Origin of the sequence: Streptomyces sp. NPDC059169, from assembly GCF_042755225.1 — a bacterium.
Taxonomy (GTDB): Bacteria; Actinomycetota; Actinomycetes; order Streptomycetales; family Streptomycetaceae; genus Streptomyces.
Genome location: NZ_JBHZCF010000009.1, coordinates 241,909 through 266,824 on the forward strand (window position 1 = coordinate 241,909; position 24,916 = coordinate 266,824).

22 protein-coding genes and 1 pseudogene are annotated in these 24,916 nt (G+C 71.2%); 5 read left to right on the forward strand and 18 right to left on the reverse strand.

The window, feature by feature from the left end; genetic code table 11:
• Positions 1-91: 91 nt before the first annotated feature.
• From ACFXOM_RS19120 to ACFXOM_RS19140, 5 genes are all read right to left on the reverse strand, one after another.
• Positions 92-445: an MmcQ/YjbR family DNA-binding protein gene (locus ACFXOM_RS19120; protein WP_384932630.1), complete on the reverse strand. Its 354-nt coding sequence runs from the start codon at positions 443-445 to the stop codon at positions 92-94.
• 8 nt (positions 446-453) lie between these two features.
• Positions 454-1,722, reverse strand: a complete 1,269-nt coding sequence (locus tag ACFXOM_RS19125) for a hemolysin family protein (RefSeq protein WP_384932457.1) — start codon at positions 1,720-1,722, stop codon at positions 454-456.
• Positions 1,719-2,216: an rRNA maturation RNase YbeY gene (ybeY, locus tag ACFXOM_RS19130; RefSeq protein WP_384932460.1), complete on the reverse strand. Its 498-nt coding sequence runs from the start codon at positions 2,214-2,216 to the stop codon at positions 1,719-1,721. Before ybeY ends, ACFXOM_RS19125 begins: the two co-directional genes overlap by 4 nt.
• Positions 2,217-2,231: 15 nt before the next feature.
• Positions 2,232-3,245, reverse strand: coding sequence for a PhoH family protein (locus ACFXOM_RS19135; protein WP_384932463.1), 1,014 nt, complete (start codon positions 3,243-3,245; stop codon positions 2,232-2,234).
• Positions 3,246-3,376: 131 nt separating this feature from the next.
• On the reverse strand, positions 3,377-4,495 hold the full coding sequence (locus ACFXOM_RS19140; protein WP_384932465.1) for a carbohydrate kinase family protein: 1,119 nt from the start codon (positions 4,493-4,495) through the stop codon (positions 3,377-3,379).
• Positions 4,496-4,810: 315 nt separating this feature from the next.
• Between ACFXOM_RS19140 and ACFXOM_RS19145 the strand changes: the two are divergent.
• Positions 4,811-5,546, forward strand: a pseudogene (locus ACFXOM_RS19145) (MFS transporter); the annotation flags it as partial.
• Positions 5,547-5,554: 8 nt separating this feature from the next.
• Here ACFXOM_RS19145 and ACFXOM_RS19150 read toward each other — a convergent pair.
• From ACFXOM_RS19150 to ACFXOM_RS19165, 4 genes are all read right to left on the reverse strand, one after another.
• Positions 5,555-6,562, reverse strand: coding sequence for an adenosine deaminase (locus tag ACFXOM_RS19150; protein ID WP_385038562.1), 1,008 nt, complete (start codon positions 6,560-6,562; stop codon positions 5,555-5,557).
• Between the two features lie 10 nt (positions 6,563-6,572).
• Positions 6,573-7,481, reverse strand: coding sequence for a ribonuclease Z (locus tag ACFXOM_RS19155; RefSeq protein WP_384932471.1), 909 nt, complete (start codon positions 7,479-7,481; stop codon positions 6,573-6,575).
• 22 nt (positions 7,482-7,503) lie between these two features.
• Entirely contained in the window at positions 7,504-7,863 is a 360-nt protein-coding gene (locus ACFXOM_RS19160; RefSeq protein WP_384932474.1) for a histidine triad nucleotide-binding protein, read from the reverse strand.
• Positions 7,864-7,929: 66 nt separating this feature from the next.
• On the reverse strand, positions 7,930-8,418 hold the full coding sequence (locus ACFXOM_RS19165; protein ID WP_384932477.1) for a hypothetical protein: 489 nt from the start codon (positions 8,416-8,418) through the stop codon (positions 7,930-7,932).
• A 75-nt stretch (positions 8,419-8,493) separates the two neighbouring features.
• Between ACFXOM_RS19165 and ACFXOM_RS19170 the strand changes: the two genes are divergently transcribed.
• Positions 8,494-8,946: a hypothetical protein gene (locus ACFXOM_RS19170; RefSeq protein WP_384945323.1), complete on the forward strand. Its 453-nt coding sequence runs from the start codon at positions 8,494-8,496 to the stop codon at positions 8,944-8,946.
• Between the two features lie 156 nt (positions 8,947-9,102).
• On the opposite strand, the gene ACFXOM_RS19175 is transcribed toward ACFXOM_RS19170, so the two are convergent.
• The 4 genes from ACFXOM_RS19175 to hrcA all read right to left on the reverse strand — a co-directional run bounded on the left by ACFXOM_RS19175 (position 9,103) and on the right by hrcA (position 13,169).
• A complete protein-coding gene (locus ACFXOM_RS19175) occupies positions 9,103-9,834 on the reverse strand; it encodes a 16S rRNA (uracil(1498)-N(3))-methyltransferase (RefSeq protein ID WP_385038565.1) in 732 nt (243 codons plus the stop codon).
• A complete protein-coding gene (locus ACFXOM_RS19180; RefSeq protein ID WP_384932486.1) occupies positions 9,831-10,904 on the reverse strand; it encodes a nitronate monooxygenase in 1,074 nt (357 codons plus the stop codon). The genes ACFXOM_RS19175 and ACFXOM_RS19180 overlap by 4 nt, the downstream gene beginning before the upstream one ends.
• A 111-nt stretch (positions 10,905-11,015) precedes the next feature.
• Positions 11,016-12,152, reverse strand: coding sequence for a molecular chaperone DnaJ (gene dnaJ, locus ACFXOM_RS19185; protein WP_384932489.1), 1,137 nt, complete (start codon positions 12,150-12,152; stop codon positions 11,016-11,018).
• Positions 12,153-13,169, reverse strand: coding sequence for a heat-inducible transcriptional repressor HrcA (gene hrcA / locus ACFXOM_RS19190; RefSeq protein WP_384932633.1), 1,017 nt, complete (start codon positions 13,167-13,169; stop codon positions 12,153-12,155).
• A gap of 188 nt (positions 13,170-13,357) precedes the next feature.
• Here hrcA and ACFXOM_RS19195 point away from each other — a divergent pair, with 188 nt between their 5' ends.
• On the forward strand, positions 13,358-14,080 hold the full coding sequence (locus tag ACFXOM_RS19195) for an MBL fold metallo-hydrolase (protein ID WP_384932492.1): 723 nt from the start codon (positions 13,358-13,360) through the stop codon (positions 14,078-14,080).
• Between the two features lie 104 nt (positions 14,081-14,184).
• A complete protein-coding gene (locus tag ACFXOM_RS19200) occupies positions 14,185-14,982 on the forward strand; it encodes a DUF3097 domain-containing protein (RefSeq protein WP_384932495.1) in 798 nt (265 codons plus the stop codon).
• 101 nt (positions 14,983-15,083) lie between these two features.
• Here the strand turns inward: ACFXOM_RS19200 and hemW are convergent, their stop codons facing one another.
• The 4 genes from hemW to lepA all read right to left on the reverse strand — a co-directional run bounded on the left by hemW (position 15,084) and on the right by lepA (position 22,744).
• On the reverse strand, positions 15,084-16,316 hold the full coding sequence (gene hemW, locus ACFXOM_RS19205; RefSeq protein ID WP_384945321.1) for a radical SAM family heme chaperone HemW: 1,233 nt from the start codon (positions 16,314-16,316) through the stop codon (positions 15,084-15,086).
• 82 nt (positions 16,317-16,398) lie between these two features.
• On the reverse strand, positions 16,399-18,282 hold the full coding sequence (locus ACFXOM_RS19210) for a SpoIIE family protein phosphatase (protein ID WP_384932501.1): 1,884 nt from the start codon (positions 18,280-18,282) through the stop codon (positions 16,399-16,401).
• Positions 18,283-18,645: 363 nt separating this feature from the next.
• Complete coding sequence (locus tag ACFXOM_RS19215) at positions 18,646-20,535, reverse strand: AMP-dependent synthetase/ligase (protein WP_384932504.1); 1,890 nt, start codon at positions 20,533-20,535, stop codon at positions 18,646-18,648.
• A gap of 337 nt (positions 20,536-20,872) precedes the next feature.
• Positions 20,873-22,744 (reverse strand): translation elongation factor 4, encoded by a 1,872-nt coding sequence (lepA, locus tag ACFXOM_RS19220; protein WP_384932507.1) that lies wholly within the window; start codon positions 22,742-22,744, stop codon positions 20,873-20,875.
• Positions 22,745-22,980: 236 nt separating this feature from the next.
• Here lepA and rpsT point away from each other — a divergent pair, with 236 nt between their 5' ends.
• A complete protein-coding gene (gene rpsT, locus ACFXOM_RS19225; protein WP_384932510.1) occupies positions 22,981-23,241 on the forward strand; it encodes a 30S ribosomal protein S20 in 261 nt (86 codons plus the stop codon).
• Between the two features lie 524 nt (positions 23,242-23,765).
• Here rpsT and holA read toward each other — a convergent pair.
• Positions 23,766-24,752 (reverse strand): DNA polymerase III subunit delta, encoded by a 987-nt coding sequence (gene holA / locus ACFXOM_RS19230; RefSeq protein ID WP_384932512.1) that lies wholly within the window; start codon positions 24,750-24,752, stop codon positions 23,766-23,768.
• Positions 24,753-24,916 lie beyond the last annotated feature (164 nt).

A 24,916-nucleotide genomic window follows, 5' to 3' on the forward strand; every position in this document is an offset into this window, starting at 1 on the left:
GGCCACCACGGCGCGTCCGGGGCCGCCGACCGGGTCGGCGGCGGTGCGGCGATCGTGGCCGCGGCCACGGCCGGCCCGCGCCCCGGTCGGCTCAAGGGCGGTCGAGGCGGAGCCGCTGCGCCTTCGGCAGGCCCGCCACCACCAGGTCGTAACTGTCCTCGACGAGCTCCCGGACCATGCGGGCCGGGAGACCTGCCACGGTCACGGTGTTCCAGTGCCGCTTGTTGAGGTGCCAGCCGGGGACGATCGCGGCGTGCTCGGCGCGCAGCCGGACCGCCTCGTCCGGGTCGCACTTCAGCGACACCTTCAGCGGCCGGGCGTCCAGGTCGGCGAGGGCGAACATCTTCCCGGCGACCTTGAACACGGAGACCTCCGGGCCGAACGGGAATTCCTCGACCGCCGCGTTCTGTTCCAGGCACACCCGCTTCAGCTGCGCCGCGGTCAAGGGGGCCGTCACGAGGGCTCCACCAGCACTGTGACGATCTTGTTGCGGCGGCCGGCCGGTGACTCGGCGGTCAGCCGAAGCGAGCGTCCGTCCGGCAGGTCCACCTGCGCGGTCGCGCCCGCGATCGGAACCCGTCCGAGGGACTTGGCGAGCAATCCGCCGACCGTCTCCACGTCCTCGTCGTCGAACTCGTCCAGCCCGAACAGCTCTCCGAGGTCCCCGACGTCGAGCCGTGCGGTGACCCGGTAGCGCGATTCGCCGAGCTCCTCGACGGGCGGCAGCTCCCGGTCGTACTCGTCGGTGATCTCGCCGACGATCTCCTCGAGGATGTCCTCGATGGTGACGATGCCGGCCGTGCCGCCGTATTCGTCGATGACGACGGCCACGTGGTTGCGCTCCTGCTGCATCTCGCGCAGCAGGTCGCCCGCGTTCTTGGTGTCGGGCACGAACGCCGCCGGCCGTATCGCCGTGGAGACGAGCTCGGCCTCCGAGTCCCGGTTGATGTGCGTCTTGCGGACCAGGTCCTTCAAGTACACGATCCCGACGATGTCGTCCTCGTTCTCCCCGGTCACCGGGATGCGGGAGAAGCCGGAACGCAGCGCGAGGGTGAGTGCCTGGCGGATGGTCTTGTAGCGCTCGATGCAGACCAGGTCGGTGCGCGGGACCATGACCTCCCGGACGAGGGTGTCGCCGAGCTCGAAGACGGAGTGCACCATCTTGCGCTCCTCGGCTTCGATCAGCGACTCCTGCTCGGCGAGGTCGACCATGGCGCGCAGCTCCGCCTCGCTCGCGAACGGGCCCTTGCGGAAACCCTTCCCCGGGGTGAGCGCATTGCCGACGAGGATCAGCAGCTGCGGGACCGGCCCCATGATCCTGGCCAGCGGCAGCAAGACGTACGCGGCGGCCGTCGCCGTGTTCAGCGGGTGCTGGCGGCCGATGGTCCGCGGGGAGACGCCGACGGCGACGAAGGACACCAGGACCATCACGCCGATGGCGACGGCCAGCGCCTGCCAGGTCTCGGAGAACTCCTGCAGGCAGGCGTAGGTGACGAACACCCCGGCGGCCATCTCACAGGAGACCCGTACCAGCAGGGCCACGTTGAGGTAGCGCACCGGGTCGGCGGCGACCTGCGCCAGGCGGTCGGCACCGCGGCGTCCCGACCGCACGGCTTCGGCCGCCCGGAAGCTGGAGATCCGGGCGATGCCGGCCTCCGCGCACGCCGCCAGCCAGGCGACGACGACGAGCGCAACCGCGCCGATGACCAGCTGGGCGGTCATGAGACGGTCGGCGCCGGGGAGGGACCGGTCAGGCCCTTCTCCGCCCGCCAGCCGTCGACGATCGCCGCCTGCAGGCCGAACATCTCCGCACGCTCGTCCGGCTCCTCGTGGTCGTACCCGAGGAGGTGCAACACCCCGTGGACCGTCAGAAGCTGGAGCTCCTCGTCCATGGAGTGCTGGGTCGGCGCCTCCTCGCCCTGCTTCCGGGCGACCTCGGGGCAGAGCACGATGTCACCGAGGAGCCCCTGAGGGGGCTCCTCGTCGTCCTTGACGGGCGGTCGCAGCTCGTCCATGGGAAAGGACATGACATCCGTGGGGCCCGGCAGGTCCATCCACTGGATGTGGAGCTGCTCCATGGCCTGCTCGTCCACGACGATCACCGAGAGCTCCGAGAGCGGGTGGATGCGCATCCGTGCCAACGCATGGCGGGCGATGTCGAGGATCGCTTGCTCGTCGACCTCGGTTCCGGACTCGTTGTTGACATCGATCGACATGGTGCTGACCGGTTCTCACTTCCCGTTGCGGCTGTCGTACTGCTCGTACGCGTCGACAATACGGCCGACGAGCTTGTGCCGGACGACATCCTGCGACGTCAGCATGGAGAAGTGCACGTCCGGGACCCCGTCCAGGATCTCTCGGACCTGACGCAGGCCGCTCTTGGTCCCGCCGGGCAGGTCGACCTGCGTGATGTCACCGGTAATGACGATCTTCGAATCGAAGCCCAGACGCGTCAGGAACATCTTCATTTGTTCCGGATTGGTGTTCTGTGCCTCGTCGAGGATGATGAACGCATCGTTGAGCGTGCGGCCTCGCATGTAGGCCAGGGGCGCGACCTCGATGGTGCCCGCAGCCATGAGGCGCGGGATCGAATCCGGGTCGATCATGTCGTGGAGCGCATCGTAGAGCGGCCGCAGGTACGGGTCGATCTTCTCGTACAGCGTGCCCGGCAGGAAGCCCAGGCGCTCGCCCGCCTCGACGGCGGGCCTCGTCAGGATGATGCGGTTGACCTGCTTGGACTGCAGAGCCTGGACTGCCTTGGCCATGGCCAGGTAGGTCTTCCCCGTGCCCGCCGGGCCGATCCCGAAGACCACCGTGTGCTTGTCGATCGCGTCGACGTAGCGCTTCTGGTTGAGCGTCTTGGGACGGATGGTGCGGCCGCGGCTGGACAAGATGTTCTGGGTGAGGACTTCGGATGGTGTCTCGACCGCCGCTCCCCCGCTCTCCTCGCGCAGCATGGCGATCGAACGTTCCACGGCATCCTCCGTCATCGGCTGCCCGGTGCGGAGCACCAGCATCATCTCGTCGAACAGGCGCTGGACCAGAGCGACTTCCTGCTCATCACCGACGGCACTGATCACATTGCCGCGGACGTGGATATCCACCGTCGGGAACGCCGTCTCTATCACGCGCAGCAGGGAGTCGCCAGAACCGAGCACGGTCACCATCGGGTGCTTCGCGGGAACGGTGAAATGGGCTCGTGCCTGCCCCGGCGCGAGCGTCTGGTCTGTGGGTGTCTGAGTCATGGGCCGGCTCTGAGGCCTGCGCGTACCTCCCGTTGCAGGGGTTCTCGCTGCTCGACAACCTCCGGGGTACCAGCGTACGACTCCCCGCCGACCGTGCCGAAGCGCTTTTCCCGACCACCGGGAGGGGTCGGTCAGACCGGACGACGGAAGCCGATCGTCGGCACCGCGCGGCGCAGCGGCCACGGGCGGTCCGGGGCCGGGAGCAGCCGGGCCAGGAACGCGTACCGGGCGAGCGCCTCCGGGTCCTGGTCGGTGCAGCCCCGCACGTACTGCCACCAGGCGGCCACTTCGGACCAGCCGGGCGCGGACAACGATCCACCGAACTCCTGTACGGATAGCGCGGCGGTCAGGCCGGCGAAGGCAAGACGGTCGGCGAGGGGCCAGCCGGCGAGCGTGCCGGTGACGAACCCGGCCACGAAGACGTCCCCCGCTCCGGTCGGATCCAGAGCCTCCACCTGGATCGCGGGGACCTCCGCGGTCTCGCCCGTGGCGCCGTCGACGGCGTACGCGCCGTCCGCACCGAGGGTGACGACGGCGAGCGGTACCGCGTCGGCCAGCGACCTGGCGGCGGCACGGGGGCAGTCCGTGCGGGTGTAGCGCATCGCCTCCTCGGCGTTGGGGAGGAACGCCTCGCACCGGCCGAGGTCACCCAGTGAGGCGAGCTCCCAGTGGCCGGTGTCGTCCCAGCCGACGTCGGCGAAGATCCGGGCGCCGGCGCCAGCCGCCTGCGCGATCCAGGGCTCGCACCGGTCCGGCGCCAGCGAGGCGACGGCCGCCCGGGCGCGCGGCGGCGTGGCGCCGAACGGGGCGCCCCCGCCGTCGTGCGGCGGGGCCTCGTGGCCGTGCGAGACCATCGTGCGCTCGCCCTCGTACGCCATGGAGACGGTCACCGGCGAGTGCCAGCCGGGCACGGTCCGCGACCGCGAGAGGTCGATGCCCTCCCCCTGCTCCAGGGCGTCCCAGCAGTAGTCACCGTAGAAGTCGTCACCGAAGGCCGCGGCGAGCGAGGTGCGCAGCCCCAGCCGGGCGAGCGCGGTCGCCATGTTGGCGACCCCGCCCGGGCTCTGTCCCATGCCACGGGCCCAGGACTCGGTGCCGCGCACTGGCGCGGAGTCGAGACCGGTGAAGACGATGTCGAGGAAGACCGTGCCGGTGAGGAAGACGTCGCACTCGGGGTCCCCGCCGGTGCGCAGGGCACCCAACGGGTCTACGCCCGAGGTGTGTTGCGACTCTCCGTCGGTCGTGATCACGGTTGCTCCCGGATGGCGTGCAGAGCGGTGCGCGAGCGCTACGGATCAGGCCAGTGTGCCCGATCCGCCCCTTTCGGCGTGGACGGCAGCCCATCGAGAAGCACCACAGCTGCCCCCACGAATCCCACGCAAACCATAGGTGTCTCGCATCACACAATCTCATCTTCTCCGGACCCCGGCGCGCTTGATACACATGGGCGCGCGTTCCCGTTGCAACACCGGGCACCCCACCCTGCCCACCCACCTCAAAGGTGCGCTGGGACACCCCTCTTCACGCCTTCCCGGGAACGCCCATGCCCGCGCGCCGCGCGGCCCCTGGTCGCCGTCTTCGCAGCCGGCTACCTCGCCGTCTACCTGCTACCGACGGTCGTCGGACGGCTCGCTTCCGGTCTCGGGCTCGACCCCGCCAGAGCCGGGCTCATCGGCTCCGCCCTGCTGCTCGGTTCGGCCGTCGCCGGGTTCGTCCTCGCCTCACACGTCGGACGGCACGGCCCCCGCCGACTCGCACGGCTGGGGCTGCTGCTCTCCGCGGCCGGCTACGGTGCCGCCGCCCTGACACCGCTGGTTCCCCTGGTGGTCATCGGGGCCGCGGTCGGCGGACCGGGCTCGGGGACGGCAACGGCGGTCACCGCGACGGGGATCGCCGCGCCGCGCGACCGCACCGGACCTCGGCGCTCGGCCTCTTCGCGGTGTCCGCCGCCGGTACCTCACGCTCCCCCGGCTGGGCGGCGGGCACACGGTGCCGTTCGCGGCGCTCGCACCGGCCGCGCTGCCGGCCTGGCCCGCGACGGGCCGACTCGAGGCCCCCGAGGAGCGGACGATCGCGCGGGCTCCTCGAGCCCGGCTCCCACGGCGACGCCCGGGAACCGTCCTCGCGGCCGCGATGCTCTGCTGGTCGATGGCGCAGAACGCCCCGTGGGGCGTGAGCGGGCGGATCGGCACCGCCCAGGCCGGACCGAGCGAGGACACGGTCGGCGCGGTCTTCGCCGTGGGACTCGGCGCGGGGCTCGCCGGAGTGGTCGGGGCCGGGGCGCTGGGGCAGCGGCTCGGTCCTCGGGATCAGGTCCGCGGGTCCGCGTCGAAGTCGTACGACTCGACCGCCGCGAGATACCGCTCGCGGCGCCTCTCGTCGTGGTCGAGGAACGACGCGCGGAAGGAGTTGCGGGCCAGCTCGCGCAGTTGCTCGTTGCCGAGGCCGAGCGCCTCGCGGACCGCGTGGAAGGTGTCCCCGACGTACCCGCCGAAGTAGGCGGGGTCGTCGGAGTTGACGGTGACCAGCAACCCGGCGTCCATCATCGAGCGCAGCGGGTGGTCCTCCAGGGTGTCGACGACGCGCAGGCGGACGTTCGACAGGGGACAGAGGGTGAGCGGCACCTGGTCCCTGGCGAGCCGGGCCACCAGCTGTGGATCCTCCATGGAACGCAGCCCGTGGTCGACGCGTTCCACCCCGAGGACGTCCAGCGCCTCCCAGACGTAGGCGGGCGGCCCTTCCTCACCGGCGTGCGCGACCTTGCGCAGGCCCAGGGACTCGGCGGCCGCGTACACCTCGCGGAACGTGGCGGGCGGATGGCCGACCTCCGCCGAGTCCAGTCCGACTCCGGTGATGTGGTGGAGGTAGGGCTTCGCCGCGTCGAGGGTCGCCATCGCCGACTCCGCGGAGCGGTCGCGCAGAAAGCACATGATCAGCTGGGTGGAGATCCCGTGCCGTTCCTCGCTGCGGTCCAGTGCGTGCGCCAACCCTTCGATCACCGTCCCGATCGGCACGCCACGCGCCGTGTGCGCCTGGGGATCGAAGAAGATCTCCGCGTGCCGCACGCCCTGCGCCTTCGCGCGCGCAAGGTACGCCTCGGCGAGCTCGGTGAAGTCGTGAGCGGTGCGCAGCACCGCCATCAGCTCGTAGTAGAGGTCGAGGAACGACTGGAGATCGGTGAAGAGATAGGCCCTGCGTAGGTCCTCGGTCCCGTCGTAGGGCAGCTGGACCTCGTTGCGCTCGGCCAGGGCGAAGGCGAGCTCGGGTTCGAGGGTGCCCTCGATGTGCAGGTGCAGTTCGGCCTTGGGGAGTGACATCGGTGCTCGCTCAGAGTTCGCGTTTGGGTACGGGGACCCGGACGAGGTCCTGGGCCACGGACAGCTCGCCGTCGAATCCGGCAGCCCGGGCCTGACGCTCGAACTCCTCTGGCTCGCTGTAGCGCTGCGAGAAGTGTGTCAGTACGAGGTGTCGTACGCCCGCATCGCGCGCCACGCGCGCGGCTTGTCCCGCCGTCAGGTGCCCGTGGTCGGCGGCCAGCAGGTGGTCCTCGTCGAGGAAGGTCGACTCGATCACCAACATGTCGCAGCCGTCGGCCAGCTCGTATGCCCCGTCGCACAGCCGGGTGTCCATGACGAACGCGAAGCGCTGACCGCGGCGCGCCTCGCTGACCTCCTCCAGAGCGACGCCCCCGAGCGAGCCCTCCCGCTGGATGCGCCCCACGTCGGGGCCCCTGATGCCGCGCGCGGCGAGCCGCTCGGGCAGCATGCGCCGGCCGTCCGGCTCGGTCAGCCGGTATCCGAACGACTCCACGGGGTGGGAGAGCCTGCGCGCCTCGAGGGTGTACGACGCGGTGGTGGCGAGCACCCCAGCCGCCGCGATCGGCGCCTGGTTGAGCGACACCGACTCGCGGTAGGCAGTCGCGTAGCGGAGCCGTTCGAAGAAGCGCTCCCCGCTCGCCGGGTAGTGAGCGGTGACGGGGTGCGGCACGTGGTCCAGGTTGATCCGCTGGATCACCCCGGCGAGCCCGAGGGAGTGGTCACCGTGGAAGTGGGTGACGCAGATCCGGTTGACGTCGTGCGCGGCGACACCGGCCCGCAGCATCTGCCGTTGGGTGCCCTCGCCCGGGTCGAAGAGGATGCCCTCGCCGTCCCAGCGCAGCAGGTAGCCGTTGTGGTTGCGGTGTCGGGTGGGGACCTGGCTGGCGGTGCCGAGGACGACCAGCTCTCGAGCGGACATGCGGTGCTCCGTGATTCGTCGGCTATCCGGGCGGCCAGTTCAGCCCGCGGCCGCCGAGGACGTGGGCGTGGGCGTGGAAGACGGTCTGGCCCGCCCCGCTGCCGGTGTTGAAGACGACGCGGAAGCCCGTGGCGTCGACCTTGTCCTCGGCCGCGACCTCGGCCGCCTCCCGGAGGACGTCGGCCGCCACGGAGGGCTCGGCGGCGGCGAGGGACGCAGCGTCCGGGTAGTGCGCCTTCGGGATGACGAGCACGTGCGTCGGTGCCTGCGGGTTGATGTCACGGAAGGCGACCGTGGTCTCGGACTCCCGGACGACGGTGGCCGGCACCTCCCCCGCGACAATCTTGCAGAACAGGCAGTCGGCTTGCGGTTCTCCCGCCATGGTCCGGCCCCTTCACGGTCGGCGAAGATCAGTGGACCTGCATGCTATCGGTGTCGGGGCACGGGGCTACTTGCCCGGGTCACGGGTCTCGGTGACCGTCACCGTCACGGTGGCCGCAGGACCCGGCGTCCCGCGCCCACCCGGTACGGGGACCGTGCGCGGGGGGTTGCAGTCGCCCAGCACGGAGGCGCGGAAGACCGTGCGTCCGTCCGCCTTCGCGGTGAGGTCGCCCCGTACGCAGCGACCGTCGACCTCCTGGGTGACCGTGCCGTCGATCGTGATCCTCCGGCCGTCGTCGGTCTCGCCCTCGCAGTGGACCGTCGCCGCGCCCGCATGTGAAGGGGTCGCCGTGGCGGGGGCGTTGAGCGAGGCCGTGCAGCTCAGCCAGCGCACCTTCACACCCTCGTGCTCCAGGGCTCCGGTACCCGTGATGTCCGTCGTGAAGGACACCGCCATCTCGCTGAGCCCACCGGAGTGCGGCTCGCACGCCACGACCCCCAGGCCCGAAATCCCCGCCAGGGCCATCGCGGCCAATGCACGACCGTACGCACGCATACCGGACAGCGTCCCACCGCACCCGTGGCGGCGGTAGACCGCGTCCCGCCCCAACGCGACGCGTACGGTGGAGTGATGAGACGTGATCGCGCACCGCGACGACTGGCCGCGGACGGGACGCGGTGGCTCTGGTCGGTGGGGCACGCGCATCCCGACTGTCGCGAGCTGCTGACCCTGCGCCGGGCCGGCGCCCGGCACTCCCAGCTGCGGCTGGTGTTCCGCCACGGGCCGGGGCGGATCGTGGCCGGCGGCACCTGGCCTTCCGGGGGCCTCGGCGACGACCGGGGCAACTTCCTCAACGTCAACGAGCCCGGTGTCGTACGGCGCTTCCTCGACGAGGCGACGGCACGCGGAATGCTACCGACCGCCCACGGCATCGAAGAGGCTGACGGCTGGCCGCTGTTCGATGCACTCGTCCGACACGAGCAGCGGTCGGCGGACTCCCCGGACCTGCCGGGGGCCGCGGACCGCGACGACGGGCCCGGGCCGGCGGCGGCATCCGCCGCGCCCCGCGGCGTCGGCTCCTGACCCCCGACGGGAACCGGCCACGCAGCGCGGGGCGGCGTGCACCTGCCGGCCCCGGTCGTGCAGCCGATCGCGGCGCACGGCTCGCTGAACGCCCGGCCGGGTCGCCGCAAGCGGCCGGTTGCGGCGACCGTACGGAGGGTCGCGGCGGGCGCCCGGTCACGACCAGCGGCCGGTGCGCCCCAACAGCAACGCAGTCGCGGCCGTCCCCGCCGTGGAGGTCCGCAGGACGCTCCGGCCGAGCCGGTACGGCTTCGCCCCCGCCTGCGCGAACGCCGCCAGTTCCTCGGGGGAGACACCACCTTCCGGTCCGACCACGAGCACGATGTCGCCCGACGGGGGGAGCGGTGCGGTGGCGAGCGGCTCTGCGCCCTCCTCGTGGAGCACGCCCGCGAAAGCCGCCCCGGCGAGCATCTCGGCGACCTTCCGGGTCGTCGCGGCTTCCGCAACCACGGGGAAGCGCAGCCGACGGGACTGCTTCCCCGCCTCACGCGCCGTGGCCCGCCACTTGGCCAGGGACTTGGCGCCGCGGTCGCCCTTCCACTGGGTGATGCAGCGGGCGGCGGCCCACGGCACGATCGCGTCGACGCCCGTCTCCGTCATGGTCTCGACGGCGAGTTCGCCGCGGTCGCCCTTGGGCAGGGCCTGGACGACGGTGATACGGGGCTCCGGTTCCGGTTCCTCGCGGAGCCCGACGATCCTGACCTCGAGACGGTCCTTCCCCTCGACGGCCGCGACGGTGCCGTAGGCGCCGTGGCCCGCGCCGTCGGTCAGCACGATCTCCTCACCGACGCGGAGCCGCCGCACGGAGACGGCGTGCCGCCCTTCCGGCCCGTCCAGGGTGACGGTGCCGTGGCCGATCCGGTCGACGACGAAGACGGGGGCGGTCATGAGGCACTCCGCAGGACGAGGGCGGCACTCGCGGCGCCGAGTTCGGCGGCGAGCTCCTCGACGAGCTGCCCGGCGGGGAGAGCGCGGGCCAACGTGTGGCCCTGGCCGGCCCAGAGGGCCATGGCCTGGGGGTCGCCCGCCTTGGCCGCGGCCTTGCGCAGGCCTGAGGTGAGGTGGTGCACCTCGGGGTACGCGGCGGGGGCGTACGGCCCGTGCTCGCTCATGAACCGGTTGACCAGGCCACGGGCGGGGCGCCCCGAGAAGGCGCGGGTGAGTTCGGTGCGGGCGAAGAGCGGATCGGTCATGGCCCGTTTGTGCAGCGCGTGCGCGCCGGACTCAGGGCAGACGAGGAACGCGGTGCCGAGTTGCGCGGCGTCGGCCCCTGCGGCCAGTGCGGCGGCGATCTGGTCGCCGCGCATGAGTCCCCCGGCCGCGACGACCGGCAGCCGTACGGCCTCCCTGACCAGCGTGATCAGGGACAACAGGCCGATGCCACCGCCGTCGGCGGCGGGATCGTCGCGGTGACTGCCCTGGTGTCCGCCCGCCTCGACGCCCTGGACACAGACGGCGTCCGCGCCCACGTGCTGCGCGGCGAGCGCCTCCTCGGGCGTCGTGACCGTCACCAGCGTGAGCGTCCCGACCCGCTTGAGGCGGTCGACGGCCTCCCGGGTGGGGCAGCCGAAGGTGAACGACACCACGGGCACGGGATCGTCGCACAGGATCGCCAACTTCGCCTCGTACCCGTCGTCCCGTCCGGCCTCGGGATCGCCGAGCGGGGTGTCGTACCAGGTAGCCTCACCGGCGAGCTGCTGGCGGTACACCTCCACCGCGGCGGGGTCGGCGTGCGGCGCCTGCGGCAGGAAGAGGTTCACCCCGAAGGCGCCCGAGGTCAGCACCCGCAGCTTCTTGATCTCGTGGTACATGCCGTCCGCCGTCTTGTACCCGGCGGCCAGGAATCCGAGGCCGCCGGCCTCGCACACGGCGGCGGCGAGCTCCGGACGGGAAGCGCCGCCCGCCATGGGGGCCTGCACGATCGGGTGACGACAGAGATCGGTCAGCGCGGAGGACATGCCCGCATGGTGCCACGTCCCCGCGCCCCGGCCGAATCCCGCCCTCCGCGGTGGTACGGGTACCCGCGGGCCCCGCGCCGTCGCCGGGGCCCGCCAGGTGAGGCGCACGCCTCAGCGTCCGTTGAACGCGTCCTTCAAACGGGAGAACAGCCCCTGCTGCCCCGGCTGGAACTGACCCATCGGCCGCTCCTCACCGCGCAGCTTCGCCAGCTCCCGCAGCAGCCGCTCCTGCTCCGGATCCAGCTTGGCCGGCGTCTGCACCTCGACGTGCACGATCAGATCACCTCGCCCGCCGCCGCGCAGGTGCGTCACGCCGCGGCCGTGCAGCGGGATCGACTGACCCGACTGGGTGCCCGGCCGGATGTCGACCTCCTCCATGCCGTCGAGCGTCTCCAGCGGCACCTTCGTGCCGAGCGCGCCCGCCGTCATCGGGATCGTCACCGTGCAGTGCAGATCATCGCCGCGCCGCTGGAACATCGGGTGCGGCAGCTCGTGGATCTCGACGTAGAGGTCACCGGCGGGACCACCGCCGGGGCCGACCTCGCCCTCGCCCGCGAGCTGGATCCGGGTGCCGTTGTCGACACCGGCGGGGATCTTGACCGTGAGCGTCCGGCGCGACCGGACCCGTCCGTCCCCCGCGCACTCGGGACACGGGGTCGGGACGACCGTGCCGAAGCCCTGGCACTGCGGGCACGGCCGCGAGGTCATGACCTGGCCCAGGAAGGACCGGGTCACCTGGGACACCTCACCGCGCCCGCGGCACATGTCACACGTCTGAGCCGAGGTGCCCGGCGCGGCGCCCTCGCCCGAGCAGGTCGTGCACACCACCGCGGTGTCGACCTGGATGTCCTTGGTGGTGCCGAAGGCCGCCTCCTTGAGCTCGACCTCCAGCCGGATCATGGCGTCCTGGCCGCGGCGCGTCCGGGACCTGGGCCCACGCTGGGACGCCGTGCCGAAGAACGCGTCCATGATGTCCGAGAAGTTACCGAAGCCGCCCGCACCGAAACCGCCCGCACCGCCTCCGCCGGCACCCGACAGCGGGTCACCGCCGAGGTCGTAGACCTGCTTCTTCTGCGGGTCCGACAGGACCTCGTAGGCGGCGTTGATCTCCTTGAAGCGCTCTTGCGTCTTCGGATCCGGGTTCACGTCGGGATGGAGCTCCCGCGCGAGCCTCCGGAAGGCCTTCTTGATCTCGTCCTGTGATGCGTCGCGGCGCACGCCGAGCACGGCGTAGTAGTCCGTGGCCACTTACGACTCCGCCAGGATCTGTCCGACGTAACGTGCCACTGCGCGTACCGCTCCCATCGTTCCGGGGTAGTCCATGCGGGTCGGTCCGACCACGCCGAGTTTGGCGACTGCTTCGTCGCCCGAACCGTAGCCGACCGCGACGACGGACGTGGCCGTGAGGCCCTCGTGGGCGTTCTCGTGCCCGATCCGTACGGTCATGCTCGAGTCCTTGGCCTCGCCGAGCAGCTTCAGCAGCACGACCTGCTCCTCAAGGGCCTCCAGAACGGGCCTGATGGTGAGCGGGAAGTCGTGCGCGAAGCGCGTCAGATTGGCCGTGCCGCCGATCATCAGCCGTTCCTCGGTCTCCTCGACGAGCGTTTCGAGCAAGGTCGCGAGGACGGTGGAGACGGTCGCGCGGTCCTCCAACTCGAAGGAGTCGGGGAGGTCCTGCACCAGCTGCGGCACATCGGTGAAACGCCGCCCGACGACCCGGCTGTTGAGCCGGGCCCGCAGATCTGCGAGCGACATGTCGGAGAACGGAGCCGGGCAGTCGACGTGCCGCTGCTCCACCCGTCCGGTGTCCGTGATCAGCACCAACATCAGCCGCGCGGGCGCCAGCGCCAGCAGCTCCACGTGCCGCACGGTCGAACGGGTCAGTGACGGGTACTGGACGACGGCGACCTGCCGGGTCAGCTGCGCGAGCAGCCGCACCGTCCGTGCCACGACGTCGTCGAGGTCGACCGCACCGTCCAGGAAGTTCTGGATGGCGCGGCGCTCCGGCGACGACAACGGCTTGACCCCCGCCAGCTTGTCGACGAACAGGCGGTAGCCCTTGTCGGTGGGGATCCGGCCGGCACTCGTGTGGGGCTGGGCGATGTAGCCGTCCTCCTCCAGCACCGCCATGTCGTTACGCACGGTGGCCGGCGAGACACCGAGCCTGTGCCGCTCGGTGAGGGCCTTGGAGCCGACGGGCTCCTCCGTCCCGACGTAGTCCTGGACGATGGCGCGCAGCACCTCGAGTCTGCGTTCGCTGAGCATCGCGCACACCTCCAGCTGTGGTCCGTCGACGGCTTCCCGGTCCTTGACTGGCACTCGCTCCGTTTGAGTGCCAGCTTCCCCGGCCCAGTGTACGGCGGGTGGGTACGCCCCGAGCAAGGGCGGACGGACACGCTACCTTCCCGCGGAACGACGGGACGCCCCAGGTCGCCCCGGGATAGCGTCGCCGTATGGACGTGAGTTGGGAAGACTTCGGGTGGGAGGGCCTCGCCGACGGCGTCGGCCGACGCCGCCTCCCGGTCTGGGACGCCACCGCGGGCCTGGTCGTCGGCGAGGGGGCCGCCCTGCTCTACGACACGGGCTCCACCCTCCGTGAAGGCGCCGCACTCCGCTCCCAGGCCGAGGCGCTGCTCGGGGGCCGCCGTGTGACGCATATCGCGCTCAGCCATCCCCACTTCGACCACGTGCTCGGCACCGCGGCGTTCGCCGCGGTCCGGGTGTACGGCGCGGTCGGCGTCGACGACCTCCTGATGCGCGAACGAGAGTCGCTGCGCGCCGACGCGGTGCGCCACGGGATGACACCCGACGAAGCCACGCAGGCCACGGACGTCCTGGTGGCCCCGCAGCACCTGGTGTCCGGGGAGTGGACCCTCGACCTCGGCGGCCGCCAGGTCCTGCTGGCGAACGTGGGCCCCGGCCACAGCGGCCACGACCTGGCCGTACTGGTGCCGGGCACTCCGGAGGTCGTCTTCTGCGGCGATCTGGTCGAAGAGTCCGGCGAACCGCAGGCCGGCACCGACGCCGTTCCCTCCCGCTGGCCCGCCGCGCTGGACCGGCTGCTGGAGCTCGGCGGCGAGGACGCGGTGTACGTGCCGGGCCACGGAGCCGCGGTCGGTGCCGGCTTCGTCCGTGCCCAACGCGACGAGCTGGCACGGCGGTTCGGGGTGTCATAGCGTCTGGCGCACGCGCAGCCCCGCCCGTGTCCCGTCCCACCGCCGGGACGGCACGGCCCGCCTCCCGCAGCCAAGAACATCCGGCCACCCAGAAGAAAGAGCCCATGCGCAGCTACAGCCCCGACCTCACCCCTCCGTGGAAGAAGCAAACCCCGGCACCCGAGGTGCCGGCCGAGCCCGACCTCGTGGTCGAGGAGGTCGCCACGGGCTTCTGCGGAGCGGTGATCCGCTGCGAGGCCGGGACGGTGACGTTGGAGGACCGCTTCGGCAAGCAGCGGGTGTTCCCCCTGGCACCGCGCGGCTTCCTGCTCGAGGGCAGAGCCGTCACCCTGGTCCGGCCCGCGGCGTCCCCGGGGCGTCCTACCCGCACGGCCTCGGGTTCGGTCGCAGTGCCGGGAGCCCGGGCCCGGGTGGCCCGCGCCGGCCGCATCTACGTGGAGGGTCGCCACGACGCGGAGCTGGTGGAAAAGGTCTGGGGTGACGACCTGCGCGTCGAGGGCGTGGTCGTCGAATACCTGGAAGGCATCGACGACCTGCCGTCCGTCGTGGCGGACTTCTCGCCCGCGGCGGACGCCCGCCTCGGCGTCCTCGTCGACCACCTGGTCCCGGGCTCCAAGGAATCCCGCATCGCGGCCTCCGTCACCGATCCGCACGTACTGGTCGTCGGCCATCCGTACATCGACGTCTGGGAGGCGGTGAAGCCCTCGTCCCTCGGGATCGCCGGGTGGCCGCGCGTCCCGCACGGACAGGACTGGAAGGCGGGTGTCTGCCGGGAGCTCGGCTGGCCCCCGAACACCGGCGCGGCCTGGCAGCACATCCTGTCCCGGGTGACGTCCTACAAGGACCTCGAGCCCGCACTCCTGGGCAGGGTCGAGGAGCTGATCGATTTCGTGACGGCTTGACATCCTCTCCCCCTGAAGGGGGGAGATTCCCGGCGGCGCCCGGCCGAGGCACGCGGCGGGCGGGCTCGCGGGGACGCCGCCCGTGCCGTGTGCCCCGCTCCTCAGTCCACCAGGTCCCGGACCACCGCGTCCGCCAGCAGGCGTCCGCGCAGGGTCAGCACCGCCCGTCCGGCCCCGTACGGCTCCGGGGCGAGGAGCCCGTCCGCCAGGGCCCGGCGGGACGCGGCAAGCCCCTCGGCCCTGAGCAGGACGAGCGGGCATCCGTCACGCAGCCGCAGTTCCAGCAGCACCCGCTCGACCCGGCGGTCCTCGTCGGTGAGGACTTCCCGTCCGGCACCCGGTGAGCGGCCTCCGGCAAGGGCAGCCGCGTACGCCCCGGGGTGCTTCACGTTCCACCAGCGCACGCCCCCCACGTGGCTGTGCGCGCCAGGACCGGCGCCCCACCAGTCCGAACCGCGCCAGTACAACTCGTTGTGCAGGCAGCGAGCGGCCTCGGAGGTCGCCCAGTTCGACACCTCGTACCAGGAGAACCCGGCCGCGGACAGCACGTCCTCCGCGATCAGGTAACGGTCGGCGTGCACGTCGTCATCGGTCATGGGTACCTCGCCGTGCCTGATCCGGCGCGCCAGCTGGGTGCCCTCCTCGACGATCAGCGCGTAGGCCGACACATGGTCCGGACCGGCAGTGATGGCCGCCTCCAGCGAGGCCCGCCAGTCGTCGTCGCTCTCCCCCGGAGTGCCGTAGATCAGGTCGAGGTTCACATGCTCGAACCCCGCGGCCCGTGCCTCGGCCACGCACGCCTCGGGCCGGCCGGGGGTGTGGGTGCGGTCCAACACGCGCAGCACGTGCTGCCGGGCGCTCTGCATGCCGAACGAGATCCGGTTGAACCCGCCTTCCCGCAGCTCCGCCAGGTACGCGGCGTCCACCGACTCGGGGTTCGCCTCCGTCGTGACCTCGGCGTCGTCCGCGAGTCCGAACTCCTCGCGGATCGCGGCCAGCATCGTGACGAGGTCGGCGGCGGCCAACAGCGTCGGCGTGCCGCCGCCGACGAACACGGTCCTGACGTGGCGCGGGTCGTCCCCGAGGACCTTGCGGGCGAGCCGGACCTCCTCCCTCAGCGTCTCCGCGTAGTTGTCCCGCGAGGCCAGTACCCCTCCACTGCCACGCAGCTCGGACGCCGTGTACGTGTTGAAGTCGCAGTAGCCGCAGCGCGTGGCGCAGTAGGGGACGTGCAGGTAGAACCCGAGGGGCCGGTCGCCCGTGCCCTCGAGGGCGTGCGGGGGCAGCGCCCCGTCCTCGGGAACGGGCTCACCATCAGGCAGTACGGAAGGCATACGGACCATTGTCCGCCACCCGTCGGACCACGGCGGACGGGTGACGGCCGGCGGGGAACGCCGTGACTGCAGGATGGCGGTGTCACCGTGCCTGGAGCACCAGCAGCGCCAGGTCGTCGTCGGGCGGGGTCTCCGCGAAGGTGTGGACGGCCTGCCGTATGCGGTCGGCAACGCCCTGCGCGGTCAGTCCCGTGCAGTCGGCGAGCGCCCGGGCGAGACCGTCGGCGTCGTCGAACATCCGCCGCCCGGAGCGCCGCTCCGTGACACCGTCGGTGACGCAGAGCAGGGTGTCGCCCGGCTCCAGGGCGAAGGTCTGGCTCTCGTACGCGACGTCCTCCACGACACCGAGGAGCAGCTGGGACGACGCCGCGGGACGTACGGAACCGTCAGGGCGGAGCAGCAGGGGCAGGGGGTGGCCGGCGCAGGCCAGCGTGCAGCGGACGCCGCCGCCCGACAGTGGGGTGAGCTCCCCGTACAGCAGCGACAGGAAACGTGACTGCGGCCCCTCGTGGGTACCCGTGCCGGAGGCCGCGACCATGAGGGCGGCTGCTTCGGCCGCTTCCATGGCGTCGTCGAGGAGCAGCCCGTTGAGCCGGTCGAGGACCGCACCGACCTGGTAGCCCTCGCGGGCGAGCAGGCGCAGCCACGGCCGGGCGAGGCCCGTGACGACGGCGGCCTCCGGACCGCTGCCCTGGACGTCGCCCAGCATGAAGCACCAGCGGCCTCCGTTGCCCGCCGGGAAGATGTCGTAGAAGTCGCCGCCGGCGAGCCCCTCGTCGCTCGGCTCGTAGACGAGCGAGCTGTCGACGCCGGGGATCCGAGCGACCTGGGCGGGCAGCAGTCCGCGCTGCAACACCCTGCTGATGGTGGCCTGCCGCGCATACTGGCGGGCGGCCCCGATAGCGAGGCCCACGCGGCGCGCGAAGTCCTCGATCAGGGAGGTCACCGCATCGGGGACGCCCTGGATCCCCTCACGACCGAGGAGCAACGTGCCGAGCGACCGGGCTCCTGCCGTCAGCCGGAACGCGACGGCGCTCCCTTCCCCGGATTCCGGCCACACGACGGGGACGGCGACCGCCGCCCCGCGGACCCCTTCGGCCAGCAGCGGCGGTTCCTTGGCCAGGGCCGCGCACAGCTCCTCGATGGCCGACTCGTCGGCGTGCCAGACCCTGGCGAGTCTCGGTCCGGAACCCGGCTGGCCCGGGTCCCCGTCCAGCCAGATCCCGCACCAGTCCGCGAACCGCGGCACCAGTAACTGACCGGCGAGGGCCGCCACCAAGTCCTCGTCGAGCTGCCCGGCGAGCAGGTCGGAGGCCTCGGCGAGGAACGACAGGGCGGCGCGACCGCCCCACTCGCGGTCGTCGCGCACCGGCCTGCGGGACGGCGGGGCGAGGATCTCGGCCGCCCGGAGGCCGCGCTGCAGAGCGCTCTCTCCGGACGCAGCCGCAGCCGTGGACGCCGCCGCGGTGTCGCAGCCGTCGAGCGCGAGGCGGGCCCAGACCGTCTTGAGCCCCGGACGGTAGGTGATCCCCCATGATGCGGCGAGGGCGGCCACGAGCTGCAGTCCGCGACCGTACTCCGGCTCGCCCGGGACCGCGGGCGGCTCGGAGCCGTCGCTGCGCACCGCACGGGTCGGATGGTGGTCGGCGACCTCGACCACGAGGGCCGCGGGATCGTCGTCGACGGCCGCGTCGAGCCGGGTGACCACCTCGACGTTGGTGCCCGCGTGCACCACGGCGTTGGTGACGAGCTCGCTGACGACGAGGACGGCGTTCTCGGCGAGCAGGTCCGTACCGTGGGTCGCGACCAGTCCCAGCCGCGTCCAGTCGGCGAGCGCCGCGCGGACGAACCGGCGCGCGGCACACGCGGCGAGCGGGTTGCCGGGCAGACTGGTGCGGGCGGCGGGGCGTGCGTCGCCGCGCGGTGTGTGCAGGTGCACCGGGCGGTGCGTGGCTTCCTGCTGCATCGGAACGGACCCCACACTGCAGCTCCCGTCCGGTTCTGGCGTTGCCCCGTGGAACGAATGACGACAACCGACAGAGTGACAGACCGAGCCTGCCCCTATGCAGCGGGTTACCGGACCGGACCGTGAGGAACGGCACCGGATGAGGGAATGTTGCGGCGCGAGGCTGACGTCAGGGGTATCCGAACCGTGGCCGACCCACCTCGGCCACGTGCTTGCCGGGCCCGCGGGGCACGTCCCCCGGCACCCCCACCGCCGGCGCCCCGGGGGCACGGCGAGGCCCCCGCCCGGCGCCGCGGGCACGACGGATCGGCTCCGTCGTGCCCGCGGCGGTTCGGGACTTCGCCGGCAGTACGCCTCGAGGGGCTACGCCTCGCGCGTCCCCGCGTACATGTCCTCGATGAGCTCCTTGTACTCGCGCTCCACGACGGGGCGCTTCAGCTTCAGGCTGGGCGTCAGCTCACCGTGCTCGACATCGAGGTCGCGGGGCAGCAGACGGAACTTCTTGATCGTCTGCCAGCGCTGCAGCGTCTCGTTCACGCGCTTCACGTAGCCGTCGATGAGCTGCACGGTCTGCGGGGCGGCGACCACCTCGGCGTAGGTCTTGCCGTCCAGGCCGTTCTCCTTCGCCCAACCGAGGATGGCGGGCTCGTCGAGGGCGATGAGCGCGGTGCAGAAGTTGCGGTCCGCGCCGTGCACCAGGACGTTGGAGACGAACGGGCACACCGCCTTGAACTGCCCTTCGACCTCGGCCGGCGCGATGTACTTGCCGCCCGACGTCTTGATCAGGTCCTTCTTGCGGTCGGTGATCTTCAGATACCCGTCCGCTGAGAGCTCGCCGATGTCACCGGTGTGGAACCAGCCGTCGTCCTCGAGGACCTCCGCGGTCTTCTCCGGCAGGCCGTGGTAGCCCTGCATGATGCCGGGCCCACGCAGCAGGATCTCGCCGTCGTCCGCGATGCGCACCTCGGTGCCGGAAAGCGGCTTGCCGACGGTCCCCGTGCGGTACGCCTCGGCCGGGTTGACGAACGACGCGGCGCTGGACTCGGTGAGACCGTAGCCCTCGAGGATGTGGATGCCGGCGCCGGAGAAGAAGAAGCCGATCTCGGGCGAGAGCGCGGCCGAGCCGGAGACCGCGGCGCGCAGCTTGCCGCCGAACGCCTCCCGTAGCTTGGAGTAGACGAGCACGTCGGCGACCTTGTGCTTGAGGCCGAGCCCGAAGGACGCCGATGCCGTGCCGGTGCGACGGAAGTTGTCCTGCGTCTCCTTGGCGTACTCGCGCGCGACGCCCGCGGCCCACTGGAAGATCTTGTACTTGGCGGCGCCGCCCTCGCGCGCCCTGGCCGCCACGCCGTTGTAGACCTTCTCGAAGATGCGGGGCACGGCGGCCATGTAGGTGGGCTGGACCACCGGAAGGTTTTCGATGATCTTGTCCACACGGCCGTCGACCGCGGTCACGTGCCCGACTTCGATCTGACCTGAGGTCAACACCTTGCCGAAGACGTGTGCGAGCGGCAGCCAGAGGTACTGCACGTCCTCCGTGGTGAGCAGGTCCGTCCCCGAGATCGCCTTCGCCATGTACGACCAGTTGTCGTGCGGCAGCCGTACGCCCTTGGGGCGGCCCGTGGTGCCGGACGTGTAGATGAGGGTGGCCAGCTGCTCGGAGGTGATCGCCTCGACCCGCTCCTTCACGGCGCTCGGGTTCTTGGCGAGGTACTCCGCACCACGCGCCTCCAGGTCGGCGAGGGAGAGCACCCAGCCGTCGGGGTCGCCCTCGGCGGGCTGGGCGGCAGCGGCGTCGATCACCACGACGTGTTTGAGGTTCGGCAGCTCGGCGCGCTTCTCGCGGGCCTTGGCCAGCTGATCGGCATCCTCGGCAACCAGCACGCGACTATCGGAGTCGGCGAGGATGTAGGCGGACTCCTCGGCATTGGTCTGCGGGTACACGGTCGTGGTGGCCGCACCTGCGCAGAGAATGCCGAGATCCGCGAGGATCCACTCGACGCGGGTGGCGGAGGCGAGGGCGACCCTCTCCTCCGCCTGGATGCCGAGTTCGATGAGCCCCGCCGCGATGGCGTAGACCCGATCCGCGGCCTCTGCCCAGCTCAGCGACCTCCACTCGTCGGGCCCCTGCCCCGAGCCGGACGGGACCGGATAGCGGTAGGCCTCCAGGTCGGGGGTGGCCGCCACGCGCTGGACGAAGAGATTCGCCACGGAGGGCGGACGGTTCTCGATCTCGGTCTGTGTGTCGCTCACGACATCCTCCGGGCCTGCTGCTGCGGCGTTGCTGCATGACGGGCTGTTTTGCCTGACTGGTCACATTTGTTTAACTCGCCAGTAACCATCGAGCCGTGATCAGGGTAGAGCGCGGGGCTGCGCCACGTAAGAGCCTGCGGGCTGCCGCTTGATAACGAAGAGGCCCCCGCGCAGCGACGCGGGGGCCCGTGGGGCAGAACAGCCGACGAGAGGCGGTTGGTACTTCTGCGCTACAGACGCGCCGGCGCCACGCCGCTCATGTCGGGCTTCGACGCCCCGACGTCCTCCGCCACCGCGCTCCCAGTCGTTCGTTTTGGTTCCGCTTCCTGCCTCCCGGCTACTTCTTCGCCTTCCCGCCGGCGGAGTCGTCGCTGGACAGCACCGCGATGAAGGCTTCCTGCGGAACCTCCACGGAACCCACCATCTTCATCCGCTTCTTGCCTTCCTTCTGCTTCTCCAGCAGCTTCCGCTTGCGGGAGATGTCGCCGCCGTAGCACTTGGCGAGGACGTCCTTGCGGATCGCGCGGATGGTCTCTCGAGCGATGACCCGGGATCCGATCGCCGCCTGCACGGGCACCTCGAAGGCCTGCCGCGGGATGAGCTCCTTGAGCTTCGCGACGAGGCGCACGCCGTACGCGTACGCCTGGTCCTTGTGGGTGATCGCGGAGAACGCGTCGACCTTGTCGCCGTGCAGCAGGATGTCGACCTTCACCAGCTGGGCGCCCTGCTCACCGGTGGGCTCGTAATCGAGCGAGGCGTAGCCACGGGTCTTGGACTTCAACTGGTCGAAGAAGTCGAAGACGATCTCCGCGAGCGGCAGGGTGTAGCGGATCTCGACCCGGTCTTCGGAAAGGTAGTCCATGCCGAGCATCACGCCGCGGCGGTTCTGGCAGAGCTCCATGATCGAGCCGATGAACTCGCTGGGGGCGAGGATCGTGGCGCGGACGACCGGCTCGTAGACCTCGCTGATCTTCCCCTCGGGGAACTCGCTCGGGTTGGTGACGGTGTGCTCGCCGCCGTCCTCCATCACCACCCGGTAGACCACGTTCGGCGCCGTCGCGATCAGGTCCAGGCCGAACTCGCGCTCGAGCCGCTCGCGGATCACGTCGAGATGGAGCAGGCCGAGGAAGCCGACGCGGAAACCGAAACCGAGGGCGGCGGAGGTCTCCGGCTCGTAGACCAGCGCGGCGTCGTTGAGCTGCAGCTTGTCGAGGGCGTCGCGCAACTCGGGGTAGTCCGAGCCGTCCAGCGGGTAGAGCCCGGAGAACACCATGGGCTTGGGGTCCTTGTAGCCGCCGAGCGGCTCGGTCGCCCCCTTGTGCTGCTGGGTGATCGTGTCACCCACCTTCGACTGGCGGACGTCCTTCACACCGGTGATGAGGTAGCCGACCTCGCCGACTCCGAGCCCGTCGGCAGCGAGCATCTCCGGCGAGTTGGTGCCGATCTCCAGGAGCTCGTGCGTCGCGCCGGTGGACATCATCCTGATCCGCTCGCGCTTGCTGAGCTGGCCGTCGACGACACGCACATACGTGACCACGCCGCGGTAGGAGTCGTAGACGGAGTCGAAGATCATCGCGCGGGCGGGTGCGTCCGCGACGCCGACCGGAGCGGGCACGTCCTGCACCACCCGGTCGAGCAGGACGTCCACGCCGACGCCGGTCTTGGCCGACACCTTCAGCACGTCCGACGGGTCGCAGCCGATGAGGTTCGCCAACTCCTCGGAGAACTTCTCGGGCTGCGCGGCAGGGAGGTCGATCTTGTTGAGCACCGGGACGATCGTGAGGTCGTTCTCCATCGCCAGGTAGAGGTTGGCGAGGGTCTGCGCCTCGATGCCCTGCGCAGCGTCCACCAGCAGGATCGTGCCCTCACAGGCGGCGAGCGAACGCGACACCTCATAGGTGAAGTCCACGTGGCCCGGGGTGTCGATCATGTTGAGGATGTGGGTCGTGCCCTGACCGTCACCCGTGGTGGGCGCCCAGGGGAGACGAACCGCCTGGGACTTGATCGTGATGCCGCGCTCACGCTCGATGTCCATACGGTCGAGGTACTGAGCGCGCATCTGCCGCTGCTCGACCACGCCGGTCAGCTGGAGCATCCGGTCGGCGAGTGTCGACTTGCCGTGGTCGATGTGCGCGATGATGCAGAAATTGCGGATCAGCGCCGGGTCGGTACGGCTCGGCTCGGGCACATGGCTGGGGATCGCGGGCACGCAGGGTCCTGATTCTTGAGCGCCGAGCGCTCGTCTCGGGTCGATGTCGGATCGATACGCAGCCTCCATGCTCCCATGGCCGCGGGGCTGCGGGCGGTTTGGGCCGGTCGAACGGCGGCTGGTAATCTGGGCAGCTGTGTCTCGCATGCCCCTCCGGGGGTACCTCCCACACCCGCAGGGTCAGGGAGAGTCGGGACGCACCCTCAAAGATCAATCGAACCTGAAAAGGCTCTTTCGTGGCGAACATCAAGTCCCAGATCAAGCGGAACAAGACGAACGAGAAGGCGCGCCTGCGCAACAAGGCCGTCAAGTCGTCGCTCAAGACCGCGATCCGCAAGGCCCGTGAGGCTGCCGCTGCGGGTGACGTCGAGAAGGCCACCGTGGCCGCTCGCGAGGCCGCCCGCAAGCTCGACAAGGCCGTCTCGAAGGGTGTCATCCACAAGAACGCCGCCGCCAACAAGAAGTCGGCGCTGGCGTCCAAGGTTGCTTCCCTCTAGGGCTGAGCCGTAGTTCCCCCGGGGGAGACCCCGGAACCGGCCGGCGCCCGGACCGGGTGACCTGCCGGACGACTTGATCGCCGGAACGGACCAAGCGGGCCCTCTCAACCGCTCCTGACCGGCACCCCGGATTCGCACGCGGCCTGCGTTCGCCACGCGGGTGCGAATCCAAGGCTTCACGGCTGACGTCGAAGGCCCCGCCTCCCTCCCTTCCCCAGGGCGGGTGCGGGGCCTTCGGCTGTTCGAGGCGCCTCACCTGCGGGACACATGGGGGGCCTCACCTGCGGGACACATTTTCGATGTGCAGCGGCCTTCCGAAGACGATCGGTCGCGCACTACGGTGTGACGCGAAGGCCTCCGTGCAAGAGAGTCGTCCATCGCTCTCTTGCACGGAGGCCTTCGCCAATCCACCGCGCCGGCCACTCCCGCAGCCCCGTAGCGGACCGGGACCACCGACGTCGGCCTGCTCATGAACACGTCCGAACACATCCGGCCCGCCGAGGCCCGAGACCCGACGCCCCCGGTCAGCGACGCAGGCGGGCTGCTCGCGCCACCGTCACGACCGCCTTCTCCAAGGCGTACTCCGGGTCGTCCCCGCCGCCCTTGACCCCCGCATCGGCCTCGGCAACCGCGCGCATGGCGAGAGCCACGCCGTCCGGCGTCCACCCCCGCATCTGCTGACGGACGCGGTCGATCTTCCACGGGGGCATGCCGAGTTCGCGCGCGAGATCGGCAGGGCGTCCTCCACGGGCCGACGAGAGCTTGCCGATCGCCCGCACCCCCTGCGCCAGGGCGCTGGTGATCAGCACGGGGGCAACGCCGGTCGAGAGCGACCAGCGCAAGGCCTCCAGGGCCTCGGCGGCCCGGCCCTCCACGGCTCGGTCAGCGACGGTGAAACTGGACGCCTCGGCCCGCCCCGTGTAATAGCGGCCCACGACGGCCTCGTCGATCGTGCCCTCGACGTCCGCGACGAGCTGGGACACGGCACTCGCCAACTCCCGCAGATCGCTTCCGATGGCGTCGACGAGCGCCTGGCACGCCTCGGGGGTCGCGGAACGCCCGACCGCACGGAACTCGGACCGCACGAACGTCAGCCGCTCCGCCGGCTTGGTCGTCTTCGGGCACGCCACCTCACGGGCACCGGCCTTGCGCGCTGCGTCCAGCAGGCCCTTCCCCCTCGCACCGCCCGCGTGGAGCAACACCAGAGTGATCTCCTCGACGGGGGCCCCGAGGTAGGCCTTGACGTCCTTGATCGTGTCGGCGGACAGGTCCTGGGCATTCCGTACGACGACGACCTTGCGCTCGGCGAAGAGCGACGGGCTGGTCAGCTCGGCGAGCGTGCCCGGCTGGAGCTGGTCGGACGTGAGGTCGCGCACGTCCGTGTCGGCGTCGACGGCACGGGCGGCAGTGATCACCTGTCGCACGGCACGGTCGAGGAGCAGGTCCTCCTGGCCCACGGCGAGCGTGACGGGGGCGAGGGGATCGTCGTTCGTGTTCTTCCTGGTGGCCATCGCGGTCCAGCATCGCACGGGCCGCGGACATCGGAGTCGTCCCCGAGGCACCCGGCTCTCCCCGCGGGGCCCGGAACCGCCGAAGTGCACGGCGAGGTCGGAGCCTGCGGAGCGGAGTCACCGGTTGCCGGGCCCGGCAACCGGGCTCATCCGGGTCGGCGGGG

Coding starts and splice junctions, on each gene's coding strand:
- ACFXOM_RS19125 (WP_384932457.1), bottom strand. CDS start 1,722: ATGACCGCCCAGCTGGTCATCGGCGCGGTTGCGCTCGTCGTCGTCGCC.
- ybeY (WP_384932460.1), bottom strand. CDS start 2,216: ATGTCGATCGATGTCAACAACGAGTCCGGAACCGAGGTCGACGAGCAA.
- ACFXOM_RS19135 (WP_384932463.1), bottom strand. CDS start 3,245: ATGACTCAGACACCCACAGACCAGACGCTCGCGCCGGGGCAGGCACGA.
- ACFXOM_RS19150 (WP_385038562.1), bottom strand. CDS start 6,562: ATGTCACTCCCCAAGGCCGAACTGCACCTGCACATCGAGGGCACCCTC.
- ACFXOM_RS19155 (WP_384932471.1), bottom strand. CDS start 7,481: ATGTCCGCTCGAGAGCTGGTCGTCCTCGGCACCGCCAGCCAGGTCCCC.
- ACFXOM_RS19160 (WP_384932474.1), bottom strand. CDS start 7,863: ATGGCGGGAGAACCGCAAGCCGACTGCCTGTTCTGCAAGATTGTCGCG.
- ACFXOM_RS19165 (WP_384932477.1), bottom strand. CDS start 8,418: ATGCGTGCGTACGGTCGTGCATTGGCCGCGATGGCCCTGGCGGGGATT.
- ACFXOM_RS19170 (WP_384945323.1), top strand. CDS start 8,494: ATGAGACGTGATCGCGCACCGCGACGACTGGCCGCGGACGGGACGCGG.
- ACFXOM_RS19175 (WP_385038565.1), bottom strand. CDS start 9,834: ATGACCGCCCCCGTCTTCGTCGTCGACCGGATCGGCCACGGCACCGTC.
- ACFXOM_RS19180 (WP_384932486.1), bottom strand. CDS start 10,904: ATGTCCTCCGCGCTGACCGATCTCTGTCGTCACCCGATCGTGCAGGCC.
- hrcA (WP_384932633.1), bottom strand. CDS start 13,169: ATGCTCAGCGAACGCAGACTCGAGGTGCTGCGCGCCATCGTCCAGGAC.
- ACFXOM_RS19195 (WP_384932492.1), top strand. CDS start 13,358: ATGGACGTGAGTTGGGAAGACTTCGGGTGGGAGGGCCTCGCCGACGGC.
- ACFXOM_RS19200 (WP_384932495.1), top strand. CDS start 14,185: ATGCGCAGCTACAGCCCCGACCTCACCCCTCCGTGGAAGAAGCAAACC.
- hemW (WP_384945321.1), bottom strand. CDS start 16,316: ATGCCTTCCGTACTGCCTGATGGTGAGCCCGTTCCCGAGGACGGGGCG.
- ACFXOM_RS19210 (WP_384932501.1), bottom strand. CDS start 18,282: ATGCAGCAGGAAGCCACGCACCGCCCGGTGCACCTGCACACACCGCGC.
- holA (WP_384932512.1), bottom strand. CDS start 24,752: ATGGCCACCAGGAAGAACACGAACGACGATCCCCTCGCCCCCGTCACG.